The sequence below is a fragment of the Flavobacterium sp. CF136 genome, assembly GCF_000282055.1.
Lineage (GTDB): Bacteria > Bacteroidota > Bacteroidia > Flavobacteriales > Flavobacteriaceae > Flavobacterium.
The window spans coordinates 1-15,758 of sequence record NZ_AKJZ01000012.1 but is presented as its reverse complement, the minus strand read 5'-3'; the positions used below and the strand labels follow the sequence as shown (position 1 = coordinate 15,758).

Below are 15,758 nucleotides of genomic sequence, written 5' to 3'. Positions count from 1 at the left end.
TTTATTTTTTATTTAGCTTTAATATTTCTTTATCAAAGTCAGAAAGATATTCTCTGTCCTGGATAATTCGAAATTTATCAAATTCCATTTCTGCTTTAATTTTAGCTTCTAAATGCGTTATCTTTCCTTTGTCATTTAATATCGGATAACTTGAAAGTTGAAGAAAATTGTTCAGAAAAACAGTCCAGTCGTCCATTTTCATCACAATTTGTCTTTTAGCATAATTTTCGGCTAAATCTAAATAGGCAGAAACAATTCTGTTCAATTCTTGCAGGTGTGCATCATTCAAATAATTTTTAGCAATACTTACATCTGATTTTTGAATTTTTCCATCCGGTGCATCTTTCCATGTCGAAAGTCCCATATGAATTTTGGCAGCATCGGCTTCTGAATAAATAATCTCAGCTGCGGTTTTTCCACTTATCGCCCAATGCAGTTTGTTTTGAACTGTTGCAAAAAATGTTTTTGTTTCTATACTGTCTTTTTCATAATCTGCAGAAAGAGAATAGATATCGGTTATTTTTTGATAAAATCTTCTTTCAGAAGAGCGGATTTCCCGAATACGTTCCAGTAATTCTTCAAAATAATCTTTGCTAAAAGCTTTGCCGTTTTTTAGCATGTCATCATTCAGGACAAATCCTTTAATAATGAATTCTTTAAGTGTTTTTGTTGCCCAGATTCTAAATTGCGAAGCTTGTTTTGAGTTTACCCTGTAACCAACAGCGATAATTGCATCCAGATTATAAAAATCAATTTCTCGGTTAACTTCTCTTTTTCCTTCTGTTTGAACTATCCGGATTTTCCGGTTAGTTGAATTTTTATCTAATTCTAATGAATTAAATATATTCTGAAGATGTTCATTTATAGTTCTTGTATCGACAGCAAACAATTGAGCCATTGCTTTTTGAGATAGCCAGAAATTTTCATCCAAAAAAGTAACTTCAACATTAACGTTAGTTTCAGATGTTTGATATAATAAAATGGGTGCCTGCATATTTTTGAATAAAAAGTGAAGGTAAGCAAATTGTAGTTTTAAACCATATAAGTTATATAAGTGAATGTAAGTTTTAGTTTCAAAAGTTCAAAGCATTTTTTTCACAATTTAAACCATAACAGTAGAGTATGAGTTTAGTTTAAATGAACTTATATCACTTATATGACGGGAAAACATACACTTACAACATAAAAACTTAGCATCTTAGTACCTTTGCATCTTAGAACCTTTTTTCATACTTTTGCACCAAATTAATTAAAAAGACATTCATGTTAACAGTCAATAATTTATCAGTTCAATTTGGCAAACGAATTTTGTTTGACGAAGTAAATACTACATTCACACACGGAAATATTTACGGCGTTATTGGAGCCAATGGTGCTGGAAAATCTACTTTTCTAAAAATCATTTCGGGCGATATCGACCCAACTTCCGGACATATTCATTTAGAGCCGGGAAAACGTATGTCGGTTTTAAACCAAAATCACAACATGTTTGATGAGCATACTGTTTTGGAAACCGTTTTGATGGGAAATAAAGTTTTGTACGCTGTTAAAAAAGAAATGGATGAACTTTATTTAGACTACAACGACAAAAACGCTGACCGAATAGGGGAACTTCAGGTTCAGTTTGAAGAAATGAACGGATGGAATGCCGATTCTGATGCCGCTGCGATGTTGTCTAACTTAGGAATCAACGAAGAACATCATTATACTTTAATGGGCGATTTGGAAGGAAAAATTAAAGTTCGTGTGCTTTTGGCGCAGGCACTTTTCGGAAACCCTGATTTGCTTATTATGGATGAGCCTACCAACGATTTGGATTTCGAGACAATCGCCTGGTTAGAAAACTTTTTGGCAAACTATGAAAATACCGTAATTGTAGTATCTCACGACCGTCACTTTTTAGATGCGGTTTGTACACATATTTCTGATATCGATTTTGGAAAAATTAATCACTATTCAGGAAACTATACTTTCTGGTACGAGTCCAGCCAATTAGCGGCGAAACAGCGTGCACAGCAAAACAAAAAAGCAGAAGAGAAGAAACAAGAACTTGAAGAATTTATTCGTCGTTTTAGTGCGAACGTTGCAAAGTCTAAACAAGCTACTTCTCGTAAAAAAATGATTTCTAAACTGAATATTTCTGAAATCAAACCTTCAAGCCGTCGTTATCCTGCGATTATTTTTGATCAGGATCGCGAAGCAGGAGACCAGATTTTGAATGTAGAAGGTTTGGCAGCTTCTGTAGAGGGAGATCTTTTGTTTAAAGATGTTGATTTGAATATGGCAAAAGGCGATAAAATTGTTCTTTTCTCTAAAGATTCACGTGCTACAACCGCTTTCTACGAAATTTTGAACAACAGCCAAAAAGCAGATGCCGGAACTTTTGATTGGGGAATTACAACCAACCAGGCATATTTGCCGGCAGAAAATCATTCTTTCTTTGAAAATGATTTGACTTTGGTAGATTGGTTACGCCAATACGCAAAAACAGAAGAAGAGCGTGATGAGGTTTTCATTAGAGGATTCTTAGGAAAAATGATTTTCTCCGGAGAAGAAGCTTTAAAAACAAGTCGTGTATTATCAGGAGGAGAAAAAGTACGTTGTATGTTGTCCAGAATGATGATGGAGCGTGCTAATATTTTGATGCTTGACGAACCAACAAATCACTTGGATTTGGAGTCGATTACCGCTTTCAACAACTCATTGAAGAATTTTAAAGGTTCTGTGATTTTTACTACACATGACCATGAGTTTGCACAAACTGTAGGTAATAGAGTAGTGGAGCTTACACCAAACGGAGCAATCGATCGTTACATGACATTTGATGAATATCTTGATGATGAAAAGATTCAGGAATTAAGAAAGAAAATGTATAATTTGTAATATTGTAATTTTTAACTTAAATGATTAGCTCTGTGTGTTTTAAATTAGTGAAACGCCTTTTTTAAGTACAGCAAATCTATATTTTCTATGTGTTTAAATTAATTACAGCCAACATATAAAAAGAAATTCCGTTACTTTAAAAATAACGGGATTTTTATGTTTTTTATTTCCTGCCGAAGAGCTTAGCGAAAGCAAAAATAATTACCGCAACCACAACAATTACAATAAATATTCCGAATCCCATTCCGGCTTTAAAAATATCTCCAATAAGTTCGCAGCTTGTAAATGAAAATAGTATTACGAATACCATTAACAAACGTGTAATGTTTTTTTGCATGATTTTGCTGTTTTAAATGTTTTAAAAAGAATTTGTATTCTAATTCTCGTGGAATAAAATTACTTTAAACAACAAAAAAATGTTTTATATAATTTTAGTGAAAAGTTCTATGATTTGTAGTGTTATAAATTACAATTTAAGACTGTATTTAGATGCATTGCATAAAAAAAGTCGATTTAGAATGAACCAAATCGACTTTTTTATATTTTATATTATGAATTAAATAGGTAATGATTTTAAATCACTTAAACTCTTTTTTGCTAATTCTATCTTGTCAGTAAACAATTCTTTCCCTTTAAGGTTATTAGCAACAGTAGTCATTTTTTCTTTGGCTACAGCTGATGTAGCAATTACCTTAGCTTTTAAAGTTGGTTTAATTGTTTTCATAATTATGACTATTATTTAGTATTCGATTGATAATAAACACTTAATTATCAACAAAGTTAGTTATTTTTTCTTGTAAACCAAAATATCATCATAATCTTGGTTTGGAATATATTGTACGAAGGAGCTTTGTTTGTTTTTATTACGTCCAAAAAAAATGAAATCTTTACACAGTTCATCAAAGTTTTTATCTACATAATATCGATACGTTTTTATTCTTCTTTGGTGATTTTTGCATTTTTCGATACATTTCTTTCTACAATTTGGAAGACAATTATTTATAAAATCATCATGACTATCACTTCCGCTTACAATAATTACAGCATCAGGATTAGTTTCAAAAAATATGGGTACTGTGCTTAATACCGTATTAAAAACAATATAAATGTCTCCATTATTACTGTTACTATCATCAATAATAGCACTATTTGTTTCATCATAATCTCCAAATCCAAGATTATAAACAGTTCTGGTGCCAATAGTTGTTACAGGTGAATATTCAATAACTTTAATTATTGTTTTTTGACCGACACTGGCAAACAAATACTGAATTTTGATTTCATCCTGAGTTTGTTCAGTATCATAAATTGGAAGAGTTTTCAAATACCTGAATTTTAAAATAAGTCAGCTAAAATAGTTTAAAAATGAATTTAAGTACTTATTTGTTTTCAAAGTTATTAACAATTTAAGTGTTATTTTCTTACAATTTGATAATACTGTTTTGTAGCAGAATATTTCAAAAACCTTACTCTCCAATAGTACCAGTCTTCACTTCTCCGGCTCGTTTATAACTGACTGCAATTACACCACTTGAGGTAACCGTACTTTCAATTAACGTAAACCCTGCCGGAGTAGCACTATCATCAAATAATTTTTTCCCTTTACCCAGAATTATAGGATAAATTAAGAGCCCAAGTTCATCAACTAAATCATGTTGAAGCAAAAGCTGAACAAGTGTTGCACTTCCCCAAACTTTAATGTCTCCGCCTTCTGAATTTTTGAGTTTTTTGATGTCTTCTACAGCTGAGAGAAATTCTGTGTTTTCCCAATAAGAGTTTTTTCTGGTAGAGGACAAAACATATTTGGTAACTTCATTAATTCCCGGCCACCCCTCTGCATGTTTTGGCCAGTATTCTTCAAAAATGTCAAATGTCTTTCTGCCCAAAAGAATATCTGCAGGTTTCATTTGTTCCTGCATGACATTGCCATATTCTTCATCTCCAAAAGGCGCCACCCAACCTCCATATTCAAATCCGCCCGAAGTATCTTCTTCAGGGCCACCAGGTGCCTGCATTACGCCATCGATTGTAATCATGGTTACGACGATTATTTTTCTCATGATGTTTGGTGTTTTTTGTTTTTTCTCAAATTTAAGAAAATATAAAAAAATATTGATACAATTCGTTGATATTGTATGTTTTGGGTAAAGAAAACATTTCTAATATCGATCGAAAATATTAATTTTAATTTAAAAGAGCAGAAAAAAGAGCCATCAGCTCGACCAATATTGTAGGGCTGGATTTTAATCCAGTTTATTATATAGATATGCAAGATGAAAAGAGCCGTAGGTTCGGTACATATTGATACGGTATTTAATATGAATCGTTCCGATGGAACTCTGTTGGTCATCTTTAATTTTACAACGGATTAAAATCCGTTGCTACAATATTGTTCATTCCTCCGGAATTTAAAGTCCAAGGTCCTTGTTTTTTAATATCGGGGAGAATATTTTAATAATTGATATACTTTGCGGGCACGGAAAGGATTTCCGCGCTATCGTTGAGCATATCTGAGCGGTCGGATTTAGAATAATAAAAACATTATAATTCCTATCATAATTATCAAGGCAGTAAAACATCCAGATGAACTACTGGTGTTATAATCTTGCTTATTTTGTAATTTATTGATTTCTTTATTAAATTCTTTTTGCCAAGAATCAGGTATCTCAATTATAAATTCTTTTCTAATTTCTTTAGGATTTTCATTTCCTTTTTGTTGATTCTCTGCAAATAAAAGAATTTCATCAAGATCGGCAGGAATAGAAGATAATTTTGCAATTTGCGAACCAATTAAATTTTTAAGTAGATGAACTGCTTTTTGATATTCTGGAGGAACATTTACAAATTGAATTCTCTCTTCAAATTCTATAATATGTTCAAGATATTCTTTAATCAATTTAGTGACATGATGAATTTCTTTTATATCTCCCGGTTCCCCTGGTTTTCCCCAACTCTTTGTTAGCCGGTCTAGTAAGCCGACAGCAGGAGGTACAATTCTTGACAATTCATTCAGCCTATCCTGAATCCAATTGAAAGCCTTTCCGGAATCGATATTTTCTGGTGGTTTTAAATATAATCCATCTTTTAAATCATTAAGTTTTCTAAAAAGAGGGTCATTTAGAAATCTCATTAATTCAGCTGTTAAACGATATTCCCATCCGTCAGGTTTGTCAATGATAATTCGTTTTATAATAGGTGAATAATTATTAAAGTCTTTAAGAATAGAAATTTGTTCGTTATAAATAATATGGTCTGTATTATTTCCTAAAGAAGTAGAAATGAATTCTTCATGCTTTTCTCTCCAAGCAAATAAAATATTAGCAGAATATTTTTGTTCATCGGTGTCAATAAGTTTGTGACAATTTCGACATAACCAAATTGAATTGGTAATCTCTGCTCTCGCTGGATCTGTCATTGTATGGATATATCTTTTAGAACCAATCCTTGCTCCATAAATGTGGGCTGCTTCTCCTATTTTCGTAGATTTCTCTGGATCAGAATTTGGACCAACAGTAAGTACTCTGCAATCAGGATTGGAGCACATAAAAGCAGCTCTTTTTGCTAAAGTGTCAATTGTGTTTTTGTTAAAATCAGGATTCACAGAATATTTTTATTATGTTGATTTATTTGATAAGAAATGTGAATTTATAGTTAATTAGCTAAACTATAATTTTAATCTAAAACTATCATTATAAATAAGATTTTATTTTCCAAGACTATAATTTAAGAATTAAAAAAGTCAAATTTCCATTCTCAAAATCCCTACCAATTTCAAAAAAAATATTTCCATGCTTAACACCCCAACAAATAAATTCTGATTTCGTATATTTGCCCAACCAAACATCACACTTAATTATGAGCCAAAAAGTATTACTTAATTCAAAAGAAGTTACTATCATACTCCATCGTTTGGCTTGTCAGTTAATCGAAAAACATCTTGATTTCTCTGATACTATTTTAGTCGGAATCCAGCCAAGAGGCGTTTTTTTAGCGGAACGTTTAAAACAAATACTAGAAAACGAATACCAGACTCCGGAAATTTCTTTGGGATATTTAGACATCACTTTCTTTAGGGATGATTTCCGTAGAACGGACAAACCGCTGGAAGCCAATAAAACTCAGATAAACTTTATAGTCGAAAACAAAAAAGTCATTTTTATCGATGACGTTTTGTTTACCGGACGAAGCATTCGTTCTGCATTGACTGCAATTCAGTCTTTCGGGAGACCTTCAGAAATTGAATTGTTAGTGTTAATCGACAGACGTTTTAGTAGAAATCTGCCAATTCAGCCCGATTATCGCGGCCGTCAGGTAGATGCCATAAATAATGAAAAAGTAAAGGTAAGCTGGAAGGAAAATGAAGGCGAAGATGTCGTTTACCTCGTTACAAATTAAGTTGAACAGTTAATAAATTCAAAATCAGTTAAACAGTTCAGCGATTAAACAATTAAACAAACAAAAATGAAAGAATTAAGCGTAAATCATTTATTAGGAATTAAATACATCAACGAGAATGATATTAACCTAATTTTTGAAACGGCAGATCATTTTAAAGAAGTCATTAACAGACCCATTAAAAAAGTTCCTTCATTACGAGATATTACCATTGCCAATATTTTCTTCGAAAACAGTACCAGAACGAAACTTTCTTTCGAATTAGCCCAAAAACGATTATCGGCAGATGTTATTAGTTTTTCGGCAGCCCAGTCATCGGTTAAAAAAGGAGAAACCCTGATTGATACTGTAAATAATATCCTTTCCATGAAAGTTGACATGGTCGTAATGCGCCACTCCAATCCCGGAGCGGCTTATTTTTTATCCAAAAATGTCAAAGCAAGTATTGTAAATGCAGGCGACGGTGCACACGAACACCCGACTCAGGCTTTACTGGACAGTTATTCGATCAGAGAAAAACTGGGAGATGTTGCCGGAAAAAAAGTAGTTATTGTAGGCGATATTCTGCACTCAAGAGTTGCCTTGTCCAATATTTATGCTTTGAAGATGCAAGGAGCCGAAGTAAAAGTCTGCGGACCAAAAACCTTGATTCCGAGATATATTGAATCACTTGGTGTTACGGTTGAACCAAATTTACGCAAAGCCCTGGAATGGTGTGACGTAGCCAATATGCTTCGTGTTCAGAACGAACGTATGGATGTGAACTTTTTCCCTTCAACACGTGAATATGCGCAGCAATACGGAGTCGATAAACCATTATTAGATTCTCTTGGAAAAGAAATCGTAATTATGCACCCGGGACCGATCAACAGAGGAGTAGAAATTACTTCGGAAGTAGCTGACTCAGATCATTCCGTGATTTTAAATCAGGTAGAAAATGGTGTAGCGATTAGAATGGCTGTAATTTATCTTTTGGCTTCTAAAATTCAATAGTTCTGGTTTCCAGTCGCAGTCACAGTTTCCAGGTCTAACTTTGTCTCTAACGAGGTGTTACCCTGAGCGAAGTCAAAGGCTAGTTAGTTAAAAGGGGCTTCAACTACGCTCAGCCAGACAACAGAGCTTTTAAGAGGTGTCACCCTGAGCGAAGTCGAAGGTTTGTTAGTTTAAAAGGGCTTTGACTCCACCTCAGTCTGACAAAAGTGAACACTGAGACTGAAAACGGGTACTGAAAACTAGAAAAAAACTTTGTACCTTAGCTCTCGAATTATTAATTTTATGTAAGCCCCAATAAATTATAAGATGAAAGTAGATCAAAAAGGACATACCGTTACTATTAAAGATACTCAGGGAGATTTTAATGCTTTCCTGGAAAAAGTAACGCAGCAGTTTAAAACCTTTGAAAAACAAAATATTATAATTGATTTATCATTAGATTCCAGATTGTCTGAAAAAGATTTAAAGCTGTTTTTACCGCTTTCCAAGCAACAAAAAAAAGCTAAAAAATCATTTGTAATTGTAGTTTCCGAACTTGATTTTAATGCAGTCTCTGATAAATTAACGGTAGTGCCTTCACTTTTGGAAGCTCATGATATTATCGAAATGGAAGAAATTGAAAGAGACCTTGGATTTTAGATTTTAGAGTTCTGATTTTAGATATTAGATTTTTTAATACTAAATCTGAAAATTTTAAGTTCCTCAATCTAAAATCAACAATCTAATATCTAAAATGAAATTAACTATACTCGGCTGTTATGCCGCAACACCAAGAACGATCACCAATCCGACTTCGCAGGTTTTAGAAATAAAAAACAGAATGTTTTTAATAGATTGTGGAGAGGGAACCCAGGTACAATTGCGTAAAAACAAGATCAAATTTTCAAAAATCAATCACATTTTTATTTCGCATTTGCATGGCGATCATTTTTTTGGGTTAATTGGTACTATTTCGACTTTTGCACTTTTAGGGCGTACAACCGATTTGCATATTTATGGTCCAAAAGGCGTTAAGGAAATCATTACTTTACAATTGAAATTATCGAATTCATGGACAACTTATGATTTGTTTTTTCATGAATTGGAATCAAAAGAAAGTGAAGTTATATTTGAGGACCAAAAAGTAATCGTAAAAACGATTCCGCTAAAACATCGTGTATATACTAATGGATTTTTATTTCAGGAAAAACCAGGAGACAGAAAATTAAATGTCGATGCTGTTCAGAACTACAATATTGATAAATGCTATTACCAAAAAATAAAAGGAGGCGGAAATGTTACGCTTGATGATGGAACTGTTATTGAGAACGACAAATTGTCGTTTGATCCTATTCCCGCAATGAGTTATGCTTTTTGTTCAGATACGGTTTATAATGAAGCAATAATTCCGATCATAGAGAATGTAGATGTTTTGTATCATGAATCTACTTTTTTAGATTCTGAAGAGGCTTTGGCCCAAAAAACATTGCATTCAACAGCAAAAGAAGCTGCAACTATTGCTCTTAAAGCCAATGCGAAAAATCTTGTTTTAGGACATTATTCTACACGTTACGGCGATATCAATATTTTTAAAGAAGAAGCACAAACAGTTTTTCCACATATATTATTAGCAGATGACGGTAGAAGTTTTGAGTGGTAAATTTAAGGTACTAAGATTCTAAGTTGCTAAGTTTTTTGAAATCTAAAATCAATAATCTAAAATAATAAATCATGAGTGATTTAAGTAATTATAGGAAGTCATACGAAAAAAGCGAATTGCTGGAAACTACAATTCCTGAAGATCCGATTAATCTTTTTAACAGATGGTTTCATGAAGTGGAAGATTTTGGAGGGACCGGAGAAGTAAATGCTATGACAGTTTCGACTATTGGTTTGGATGGTTTCCCTAAGTCAAGAGTTGTTTTATTAAAGAAATATTCTGAAGAAGGATTCATTTTTTATACGAATTATAATTCCGAAAAGGGTAGGGCAATTGCTCAAAATCCACATGTTTGTTTGTCTTTTTTCTGGCCAAATATGGAGCGTCAGGTAATTATAAAAGGAATAGCCCAAAAAACATCAGGAAATATATCTGATAATTATTTTGATTCCCGTCCGGACGGCAGCAAATTAGGAGCTGTTGTTTCGAACCAAAGCGAAATAATTCCGTCAAGAACTTTTTTAGAAGAGAATTTAAAACAGCTGGAAAATGATTTTGAAGGAAAACCAATTCCGAGACCGGAACATTGGGGAGGATTTTTAGTAGTTCCTTCAGAAGTAGAATTTTGGCAGGGAAGAGCTAACAGACTTCATGACAGAATTCGTTATACAAATCAGTCTGATTACAGTTGGTTAATTCAAAGATTAGCCCCTTAGTCGTAAGAATTTTATTTTGTAAAACACTTAAAACGTGCAGTTTATCGATTAATTTTGGTAGTTCGATTGTAAATTGATTATTTTTAAACCCTATAATAATCATTTATCTAAAATAGTTTGGCCCCCCATCTACTTTATATATAAATCTATTTAATTTTATGAGGAAATTGCTTTGTACAATTGTACTTTTTTTTGTTGTTGTTATTTTTAATTCCTGTTCATCGGATTCTGCTGAGGCGAATACTAATGAAACTACATCTGCGAAACTTGTAACAGATTATACCTATAATGATACAGAATTAGAGGTATTGCAGTTAATTAATAAATATCGTGTAAGTATTGGTCTCAATACTTTACAAAGAGTGAATCATATTTCTTTTAAATCAGAAGAACATGATGTCTACATGATTGAAAATAATGTTGTTAACCATAATGATTTTGTAGCCCGCTCAGAGAATATTATTGCTGTTCTGGGAGCAACAAAAGTAGGTGAAAATATAGCATATAATTATCAAACAGCTGATGCTGTTCTGAAGGCCTGGTTAGAAAGTCCGTCACATAAACAAAACATAGAAGGTGATTATACTCATTTTGGTATTGCTGTAAAAATTGATGCAGAAACAGGTAAAAAATACTATACCAATATATTTGCAAAAATTTAAAAGATAGTTAGTATTCATTGTTTAGTTAATAAGCCGTTGTAGATTATTATGAATTTACAACGGCTTATTTTTTATAAAAAAGCGAATGTGTGTGTCGATAACTAAATTATTCTTTACAAAGCCGTAATAATAAATTCGCTTCGTCTGTTGGCCTGATGTTGTTCTTCGGTGCATTTTACATCATCTGAACATTCATTTACAAGCTGGGTTTCTCCGTAGCCCCTGCCAGTTAAGCGATTTTTTGCCACTCCGTTTTTGATGAGCCAGCCTATGGTCGATTTTGCTCTTCTGTCAGATAAAGCTTCGTTATATTTATGTGTTGCCCTGCTATCGGTATGAGAACGAATATCAAGTTTCATAGTCGGATTTTCATTTAATACATCTAATATTTTTTCTAAATCAAGAGCTGCTTCTTCTCTGATATTAGATTTGTCAAGATCGAAATAAATCATTTTGATACCGAAACATTTTCCTAAATCATCACCAATTGCTACTTTGCATTTTGAATTATCTAAAGCAATTGGAAGATTAGTCCGGCCATTTTTACGAGGAATTTCAATATTTACTTCTTTAGTAGTGTAATCAGTCTTTTCGGCTCTTACATTATATACTTCTGAACATTCAACCGGAAAAGTATAATTTCCTGTTGCATCGGCAATGGTTGAGGTTTTCAGATTTAAATTTCTATCGTATAAACTTACTTTTGCTCCGGGTAAGATTGCACCAGTTTCAGCATCAGTAATAAGTCCGTAAAGTTCCTGTGCGCATTTTAATCTTCTGGTTTCTAAAAACTTATAGATATCATCAGAACCTTTTCCGCCATCTTTGTTAGAACTGAAATACCCCTTTCTTGAAACCGGATCAATTGTATAAGCAAAATCATCTTTTGGTGAATTGATATCAGCACCAACATTTTGGATATCACTTATGCCTCCGTCAGGATCGATCTGGCCTGCAAAAACATCTAAACCTCCAAGTCCCGGATGACCATCAGAAGCAAAATAAATTTCATTTTCGCTGGTTACAAAAGGAAATGTTTCTTTGCCTTCCGTGTTAATAGTTTTTCCTAAATTCACAGGAGTACCGTAACTTCCATCTTCATTGATACTGACTTTATACAAATCAGATTGGCCGAAACTTCCTGGCATATCTGACGCAAAATATAAAGTTTTTTCATCCGGACTAAGTGCAGGATGGGCAACGCTGTAATTATTGCTATTAAATGGAAGTTCTTTTATTTTGGTCCAATTGTTATTTTCAAGAGTTGCTTTGTATATTTTAACTAAAGTAATTTTCTCTTCATTTTTTCCTTTTTTTCCATCAATATAATTGTTTCTTGTAAAATAGATTGTTTTGCCATCTTTCGAAAGAACAGGAGAAGATTCATGAAATTTGGTATTTAAAGCGGTTCTGAATCTTTTTACTTTTACTGAATCTATATCAACAACATACAGATTTGTAAAATATTCTCCTGTCCATTTATGTTTACGCTGTGAAAAATTACCGGTATCCCTGGCTGAAGCAAAATATATTTTGTTATTGGATACAAAGGTGCTGTAATCAGAATATTTAGAGTTGATACCGGCATCTTCAATTTTATAACGTCCTGAATTTTCCTTAATCAGATCCAGATAATTTACATTTTGTTTATAAAGTTTACCTCTGTTGTCATCTTTATATTTAGAGTTAAATTCTTCCAGGATATTATTTGCCTTTTCAGGTTGTCCTATTGATTTTAAAGACTGGGCATATCTGTAATAAAATTCAGGTTCAATGGTTGTATTATTCATGGCAAATAATTCACCGTACCATTTTGCAGCACCTTCAAATTCAGAATTGAAATAATAAGAGTTTCCCAGTTTTTTAAACATATCTTCAGACTTGTATCCTTTCTTGGCTACTCTTTCATAGGTCTTTATGGCATCAACATAGGCATAGCCATCGTATTTTTTATCAGCAGCATTTACTTTCGATTGTTGAGAATAACTATTGAATGAAAAAACACTTACCATTGTTAGGCAAAGGAGTATAAAATTTTTCATAATAAATATTTTTAGAAGAAACGTGGAGTTGTCATTTTATCATTTTTTCTGAAGAATTCATAACGCAGGAATATTTCATGCGATCCTGAATTATAATTGTTTAAGTTGGTAGTTTCACGATCATAACCGTATCCCAGATAAAGGCCTTCTGTGATCTGAAATCCAACCATAGCACTTAATGAAGCGCTCCATCTGTAAGCAACACCGACAACAAATTTATCGATGAACATAAAGTTTGCTGAAACATCTACTTGTAATGGTGCCCCTTCAACCATTTTGGTGAGTACAGCCGGTTTGAATTTTACATATTGATAATGATCCAGGTCTAATACATAACCCGCCATTAAATAATAATTGATTTTATCTTTATAAATGGCAACATTATTGTCATTATAACGATTGGTTTCAATAAAATTTGGTACCGATAAACCTATATATGCTTTATCAGAATGCCAGTAAACCCCGGCTCCGACATTTGGAGAAAATTTACTGTTAAAATCCTGAAATTGGGGGTCTCCCTGATTTTCCGGGTTCAGTTTATTGATGTCGAGATTGAATAAATTTGCTGTTCCTTTAATACCAAAGGAAAGTTTGAAATTTGCTGATGTCTGAACTGTATAGGAGAGATCGACAGAGAAATTATTCTCATTCGTTGGTCCTATTTTATCATTGATTAATGAAACTCCTACTCCTAAATTACTGTTGTTTATAGGAGTATTTACAGATAGACAACTCGTTTCGGGTGCACCATCCAGTCCAACCCATTGGGTACGATGTAACCCGAAAACGCTCAAAGCTCCACGAGAGCCCGCATAGGCAGGATTAATATTTATAGTATTGTACATATATTGCGTAAACTGAGCATCTTGCTGTGCAAAACTTGCAACGGTTACAAACATAATGACGAGGGAAAATAATTTTGTTCTCATAGTAGATATTTATTATTTCAATTATTACTAATGATTTTTTATCAATTATTATGTAATTCACTATAAGGTTTTGTTTTATAGTGAATTACATTTTTATATTATTTTGATAAATAGAGATAGCCCGCTTTTTTATTAAATTGAATTACATCGTTACCATCCAGAAAGGTGTAATTAATAATATAAAAGTATGTTCCTGTTGGCAGCCCGTCAGACTGTTTAATAGTTGTTCTGCCTCTGGAAGTCCCGTCAAATGCATTGGTAGTATTGTTGTAATTAGCAGTTTCGAATACCAGTATTCCCCAACGATTATAAATTTCTACAGTATTTTCAGGATAACAGATTGTCTGATCAATATTATCAATTTTGAAAACATCATTTATTCCGTCTCCGTTAGGAGAAAAAGCATTATGGATTATAATATTTTCACATGCTAATACCCTGCAATCATCATTTATTGTCAAATTAAGCATAATACTTCTTCGACAATTTTCATCTGTTATTTGATATTCAAATGTATAACTGCCCAGTGCCAGACCTAATGCATTAAGAATATTTCCCTGCAAGGCATTCGTACCATTTGTATCAATCCAGATTCCTGTTGCCGGAGTATTTTCCGGTAATAAACTTAATAAGTTAACAGGTGTTGAATCATAAGTACAAGCTTCTCCGGTTACATTGGTTACACCATACGGAGGTTGTGTTATGGTCACTGTTGTTGTCGCTGTACAGCCCTGATTGTTATTATTTACAGATGATGTTGCTGTAATTGTGTACATTCCGGCTGGTAAATTGGTATTTCCAACAACTTCATTATTTCCATTTGTTATAGTTACAATAGAGCCTGGACTATTAGTTACTAAAATAGAACCGTTATTTGCTTCAAAACAAGTTGCATTTGATGCTATTGCAGTTACTGAAACTTTATTTTCAACAGTAAACGTTTGTACTAATTCTGTTTTATTACCGGCACAATCTGTTAAAGTATAAGTTCTGGTTAAGACATATGCATTTCCTTCACAGCCACTTCCTCCATTATTAGAATCAATTATCTTAATGTTTACGTTTTCGCTGCAATTATCTAAAGCATCTTTTATGTCTGTCGGACTTCCAACAGGAATGTCTGCAATACTTTGTAAATTAGCAATATTAGAAGGAGCTGTTCCTGTAGGCGGTGTTGTATCTCTTACTGTTATAATTTGAGAATAGGAAGAGGTATTTCCACTGCAATCAGTAATAGTCCATGTACGTGTTAATGTGTAATTTGTTGCGCATTCGTTTTGAATATCACTTTTGATTTCTGAGAAAACTATCGATAAATTGCTGTTACAATTATCAGAAGTTTCAACAATTGCAGGTTCAGGAACTGCATCACAAGAAACTGTAATATCTGTAGGAAGATTTCCTGTAAATATTGGCTTGGTAGTATCCTCAATAGTAATCACTTGAGTGAAAGTATCGGAGGTATTGCCACAATCATCTTTAACTGTCCAGGTATTGGT

16 protein-coding genes are annotated in these 15,758 nt (G+C 33.0%); 7 read left to right on the top strand and 9 right to left on the bottom strand.

Annotated elements, in window-relative coordinates; all coding sequences use genetic code 11:
• Position 1: 1 nt before the first annotated feature.
• The gene (locus PMI10_RS05020; RefSeq protein ID WP_007805247.1) at positions 2-994 is read right to left on the bottom strand and encodes a virulence RhuM family protein; all 993 of its coding nucleotides are present in this window, start codon (positions 992-994) and stop codon (positions 2-4) included.
• Positions 995-1,263: 269 nt separating this feature from the next.
• On the opposite strand from PMI10_RS05020, the gene PMI10_RS05015 reads away from it, so the two are divergent.
• Positions 1,264-2,883 carry an ABC-F family ATP-binding cassette domain-containing protein gene (locus PMI10_RS05015; protein WP_007805244.1) on the top strand — a complete coding sequence of 540 codons (1,620 nt, stop codon included), beginning with the start codon at positions 1,264-1,266 and terminating at the stop codon, positions 2,881-2,883.
• 163 nt (positions 2,884-3,046) lie between these two features.
• Here the strand turns inward: PMI10_RS05015 and PMI10_RS22185 are convergent, their stop codons facing one another.
• From PMI10_RS22185 to PMI10_RS21550, 5 genes are all read right to left on the bottom strand, one after another.
• Positions 3,047-3,220, bottom strand: coding sequence for a hypothetical protein (locus PMI10_RS22185; protein ID WP_007805242.1), 174 nt, complete (start codon positions 3,218-3,220; stop codon positions 3,047-3,049).
• A gap of 219 nt (positions 3,221-3,439) precedes the next feature.
• Positions 3,440-3,607: a hypothetical protein gene (locus PMI10_RS22005; RefSeq protein WP_007805240.1), complete on the bottom strand. Its 168-nt coding sequence runs from the start codon at positions 3,605-3,607 to the stop codon at positions 3,440-3,442.
• Between the two features lie 60 nt (positions 3,608-3,667).
• The gene (locus PMI10_RS05010; RefSeq protein ID WP_007805237.1) at positions 3,668-4,207 is read right to left on the bottom strand and encodes a DUF6934 family protein; all 540 of its coding nucleotides are present in this window, start codon (positions 4,205-4,207) and stop codon (positions 3,668-3,670) included.
• A 142-nt stretch (positions 4,208-4,349) separates the two neighbouring features.
• Entirely contained in the window at positions 4,350-4,943 is a 594-nt protein-coding gene (locus tag PMI10_RS05005; RefSeq protein ID WP_035631401.1) for a dihydrofolate reductase family protein, read from the bottom strand.
• Between the two features lie 464 nt (positions 4,944-5,407).
• Complete coding sequence (locus PMI10_RS21550; protein ID WP_007805233.1) at positions 5,408-6,484, bottom strand: HNH endonuclease; 1,077 nt, start codon at positions 6,482-6,484, stop codon at positions 5,408-5,410.
• A gap of 254 nt (positions 6,485-6,738) precedes the next feature.
• Here PMI10_RS21550 and pyrR point away from each other — a divergent pair, with 254 nt between their 5' ends.
• The 6 genes from pyrR to PMI10_RS04970 all read left to right on the top strand — a co-directional run bounded on the left by pyrR (position 6,739) and on the right by PMI10_RS04970 (position 11,288).
• Complete coding sequence (gene pyrR, locus PMI10_RS04995) at positions 6,739-7,278, top strand: bifunctional pyr operon transcriptional regulator/uracil phosphoribosyltransferase PyrR (RefSeq protein WP_007805230.1); 540 nt, start codon at positions 6,739-6,741, stop codon at positions 7,276-7,278.
• A gap of 66 nt (positions 7,279-7,344) precedes the next feature.
• Positions 7,345-8,271, top strand: a complete 927-nt coding sequence (locus tag PMI10_RS04990) for an aspartate carbamoyltransferase catalytic subunit (RefSeq protein ID WP_007805228.1) — start codon at positions 7,345-7,347, stop codon at positions 8,269-8,271.
• Between the two features lie 306 nt (positions 8,272-8,577).
• On the top strand, positions 8,578-8,910 hold the full coding sequence (locus PMI10_RS04985; protein WP_007805226.1) for a hypothetical protein: 333 nt from the start codon (positions 8,578-8,580) through the stop codon (positions 8,908-8,910).
• A 94-nt stretch (positions 8,911-9,004) separates the two neighbouring features.
• Positions 9,005-9,910, top strand: a complete 906-nt coding sequence (locus PMI10_RS04980; protein WP_007805224.1) for a ribonuclease Z — start codon at positions 9,005-9,007, stop codon at positions 9,908-9,910.
• Positions 9,911-9,981: 71 nt separating this feature from the next.
• The gene (gene pdxH, locus PMI10_RS04975; protein ID WP_007805222.1) at positions 9,982-10,626 is read left to right on the top strand and encodes a pyridoxamine 5'-phosphate oxidase; all 645 of its coding nucleotides are present in this window, start codon (positions 9,982-9,984) and stop codon (positions 10,624-10,626) included.
• 158 nt (positions 10,627-10,784) lie between these two features.
• Positions 10,785-11,288, top strand: a complete 504-nt coding sequence (locus PMI10_RS04970) for a CAP domain-containing protein (RefSeq protein WP_007805219.1) — start codon at positions 10,785-10,787, stop codon at positions 11,286-11,288.
• Between the two features lie 113 nt (positions 11,289-11,401).
• Here the strand turns inward: PMI10_RS04970 and PMI10_RS04965 are convergent, their stop codons facing one another.
• From PMI10_RS04965 to PMI10_RS22290, 3 genes are all read right to left on the bottom strand, one after another.
• Positions 11,402-13,330 carry an OmpA family protein gene (locus tag PMI10_RS04965; protein ID WP_007805217.1) on the bottom strand — a complete coding sequence of 643 codons (1,929 nt, stop codon included), beginning with the start codon at positions 13,328-13,330 and terminating at the stop codon, positions 11,402-11,404.
• Positions 13,331-13,341: 11 nt separating this feature from the next.
• Positions 13,342-14,259 (bottom strand): PorP/SprF family type IX secretion system membrane protein, encoded by a 918-nt coding sequence (locus tag PMI10_RS04960; protein WP_007805215.1) that lies wholly within the window; start codon positions 14,257-14,259, stop codon positions 13,342-13,344.
• A gap of 98 nt (positions 14,260-14,357) precedes the next feature.
• On the bottom strand, positions 14,358-15,701 hold the full coding sequence (locus PMI10_RS22290) for a gliding motility-associated C-terminal domain-containing protein (RefSeq protein WP_238539445.1): 1,344 nt from the start codon (positions 15,699-15,701) through the stop codon (positions 14,358-14,360).
• Positions 15,702-15,758: the final 57 nt, after the last annotated feature.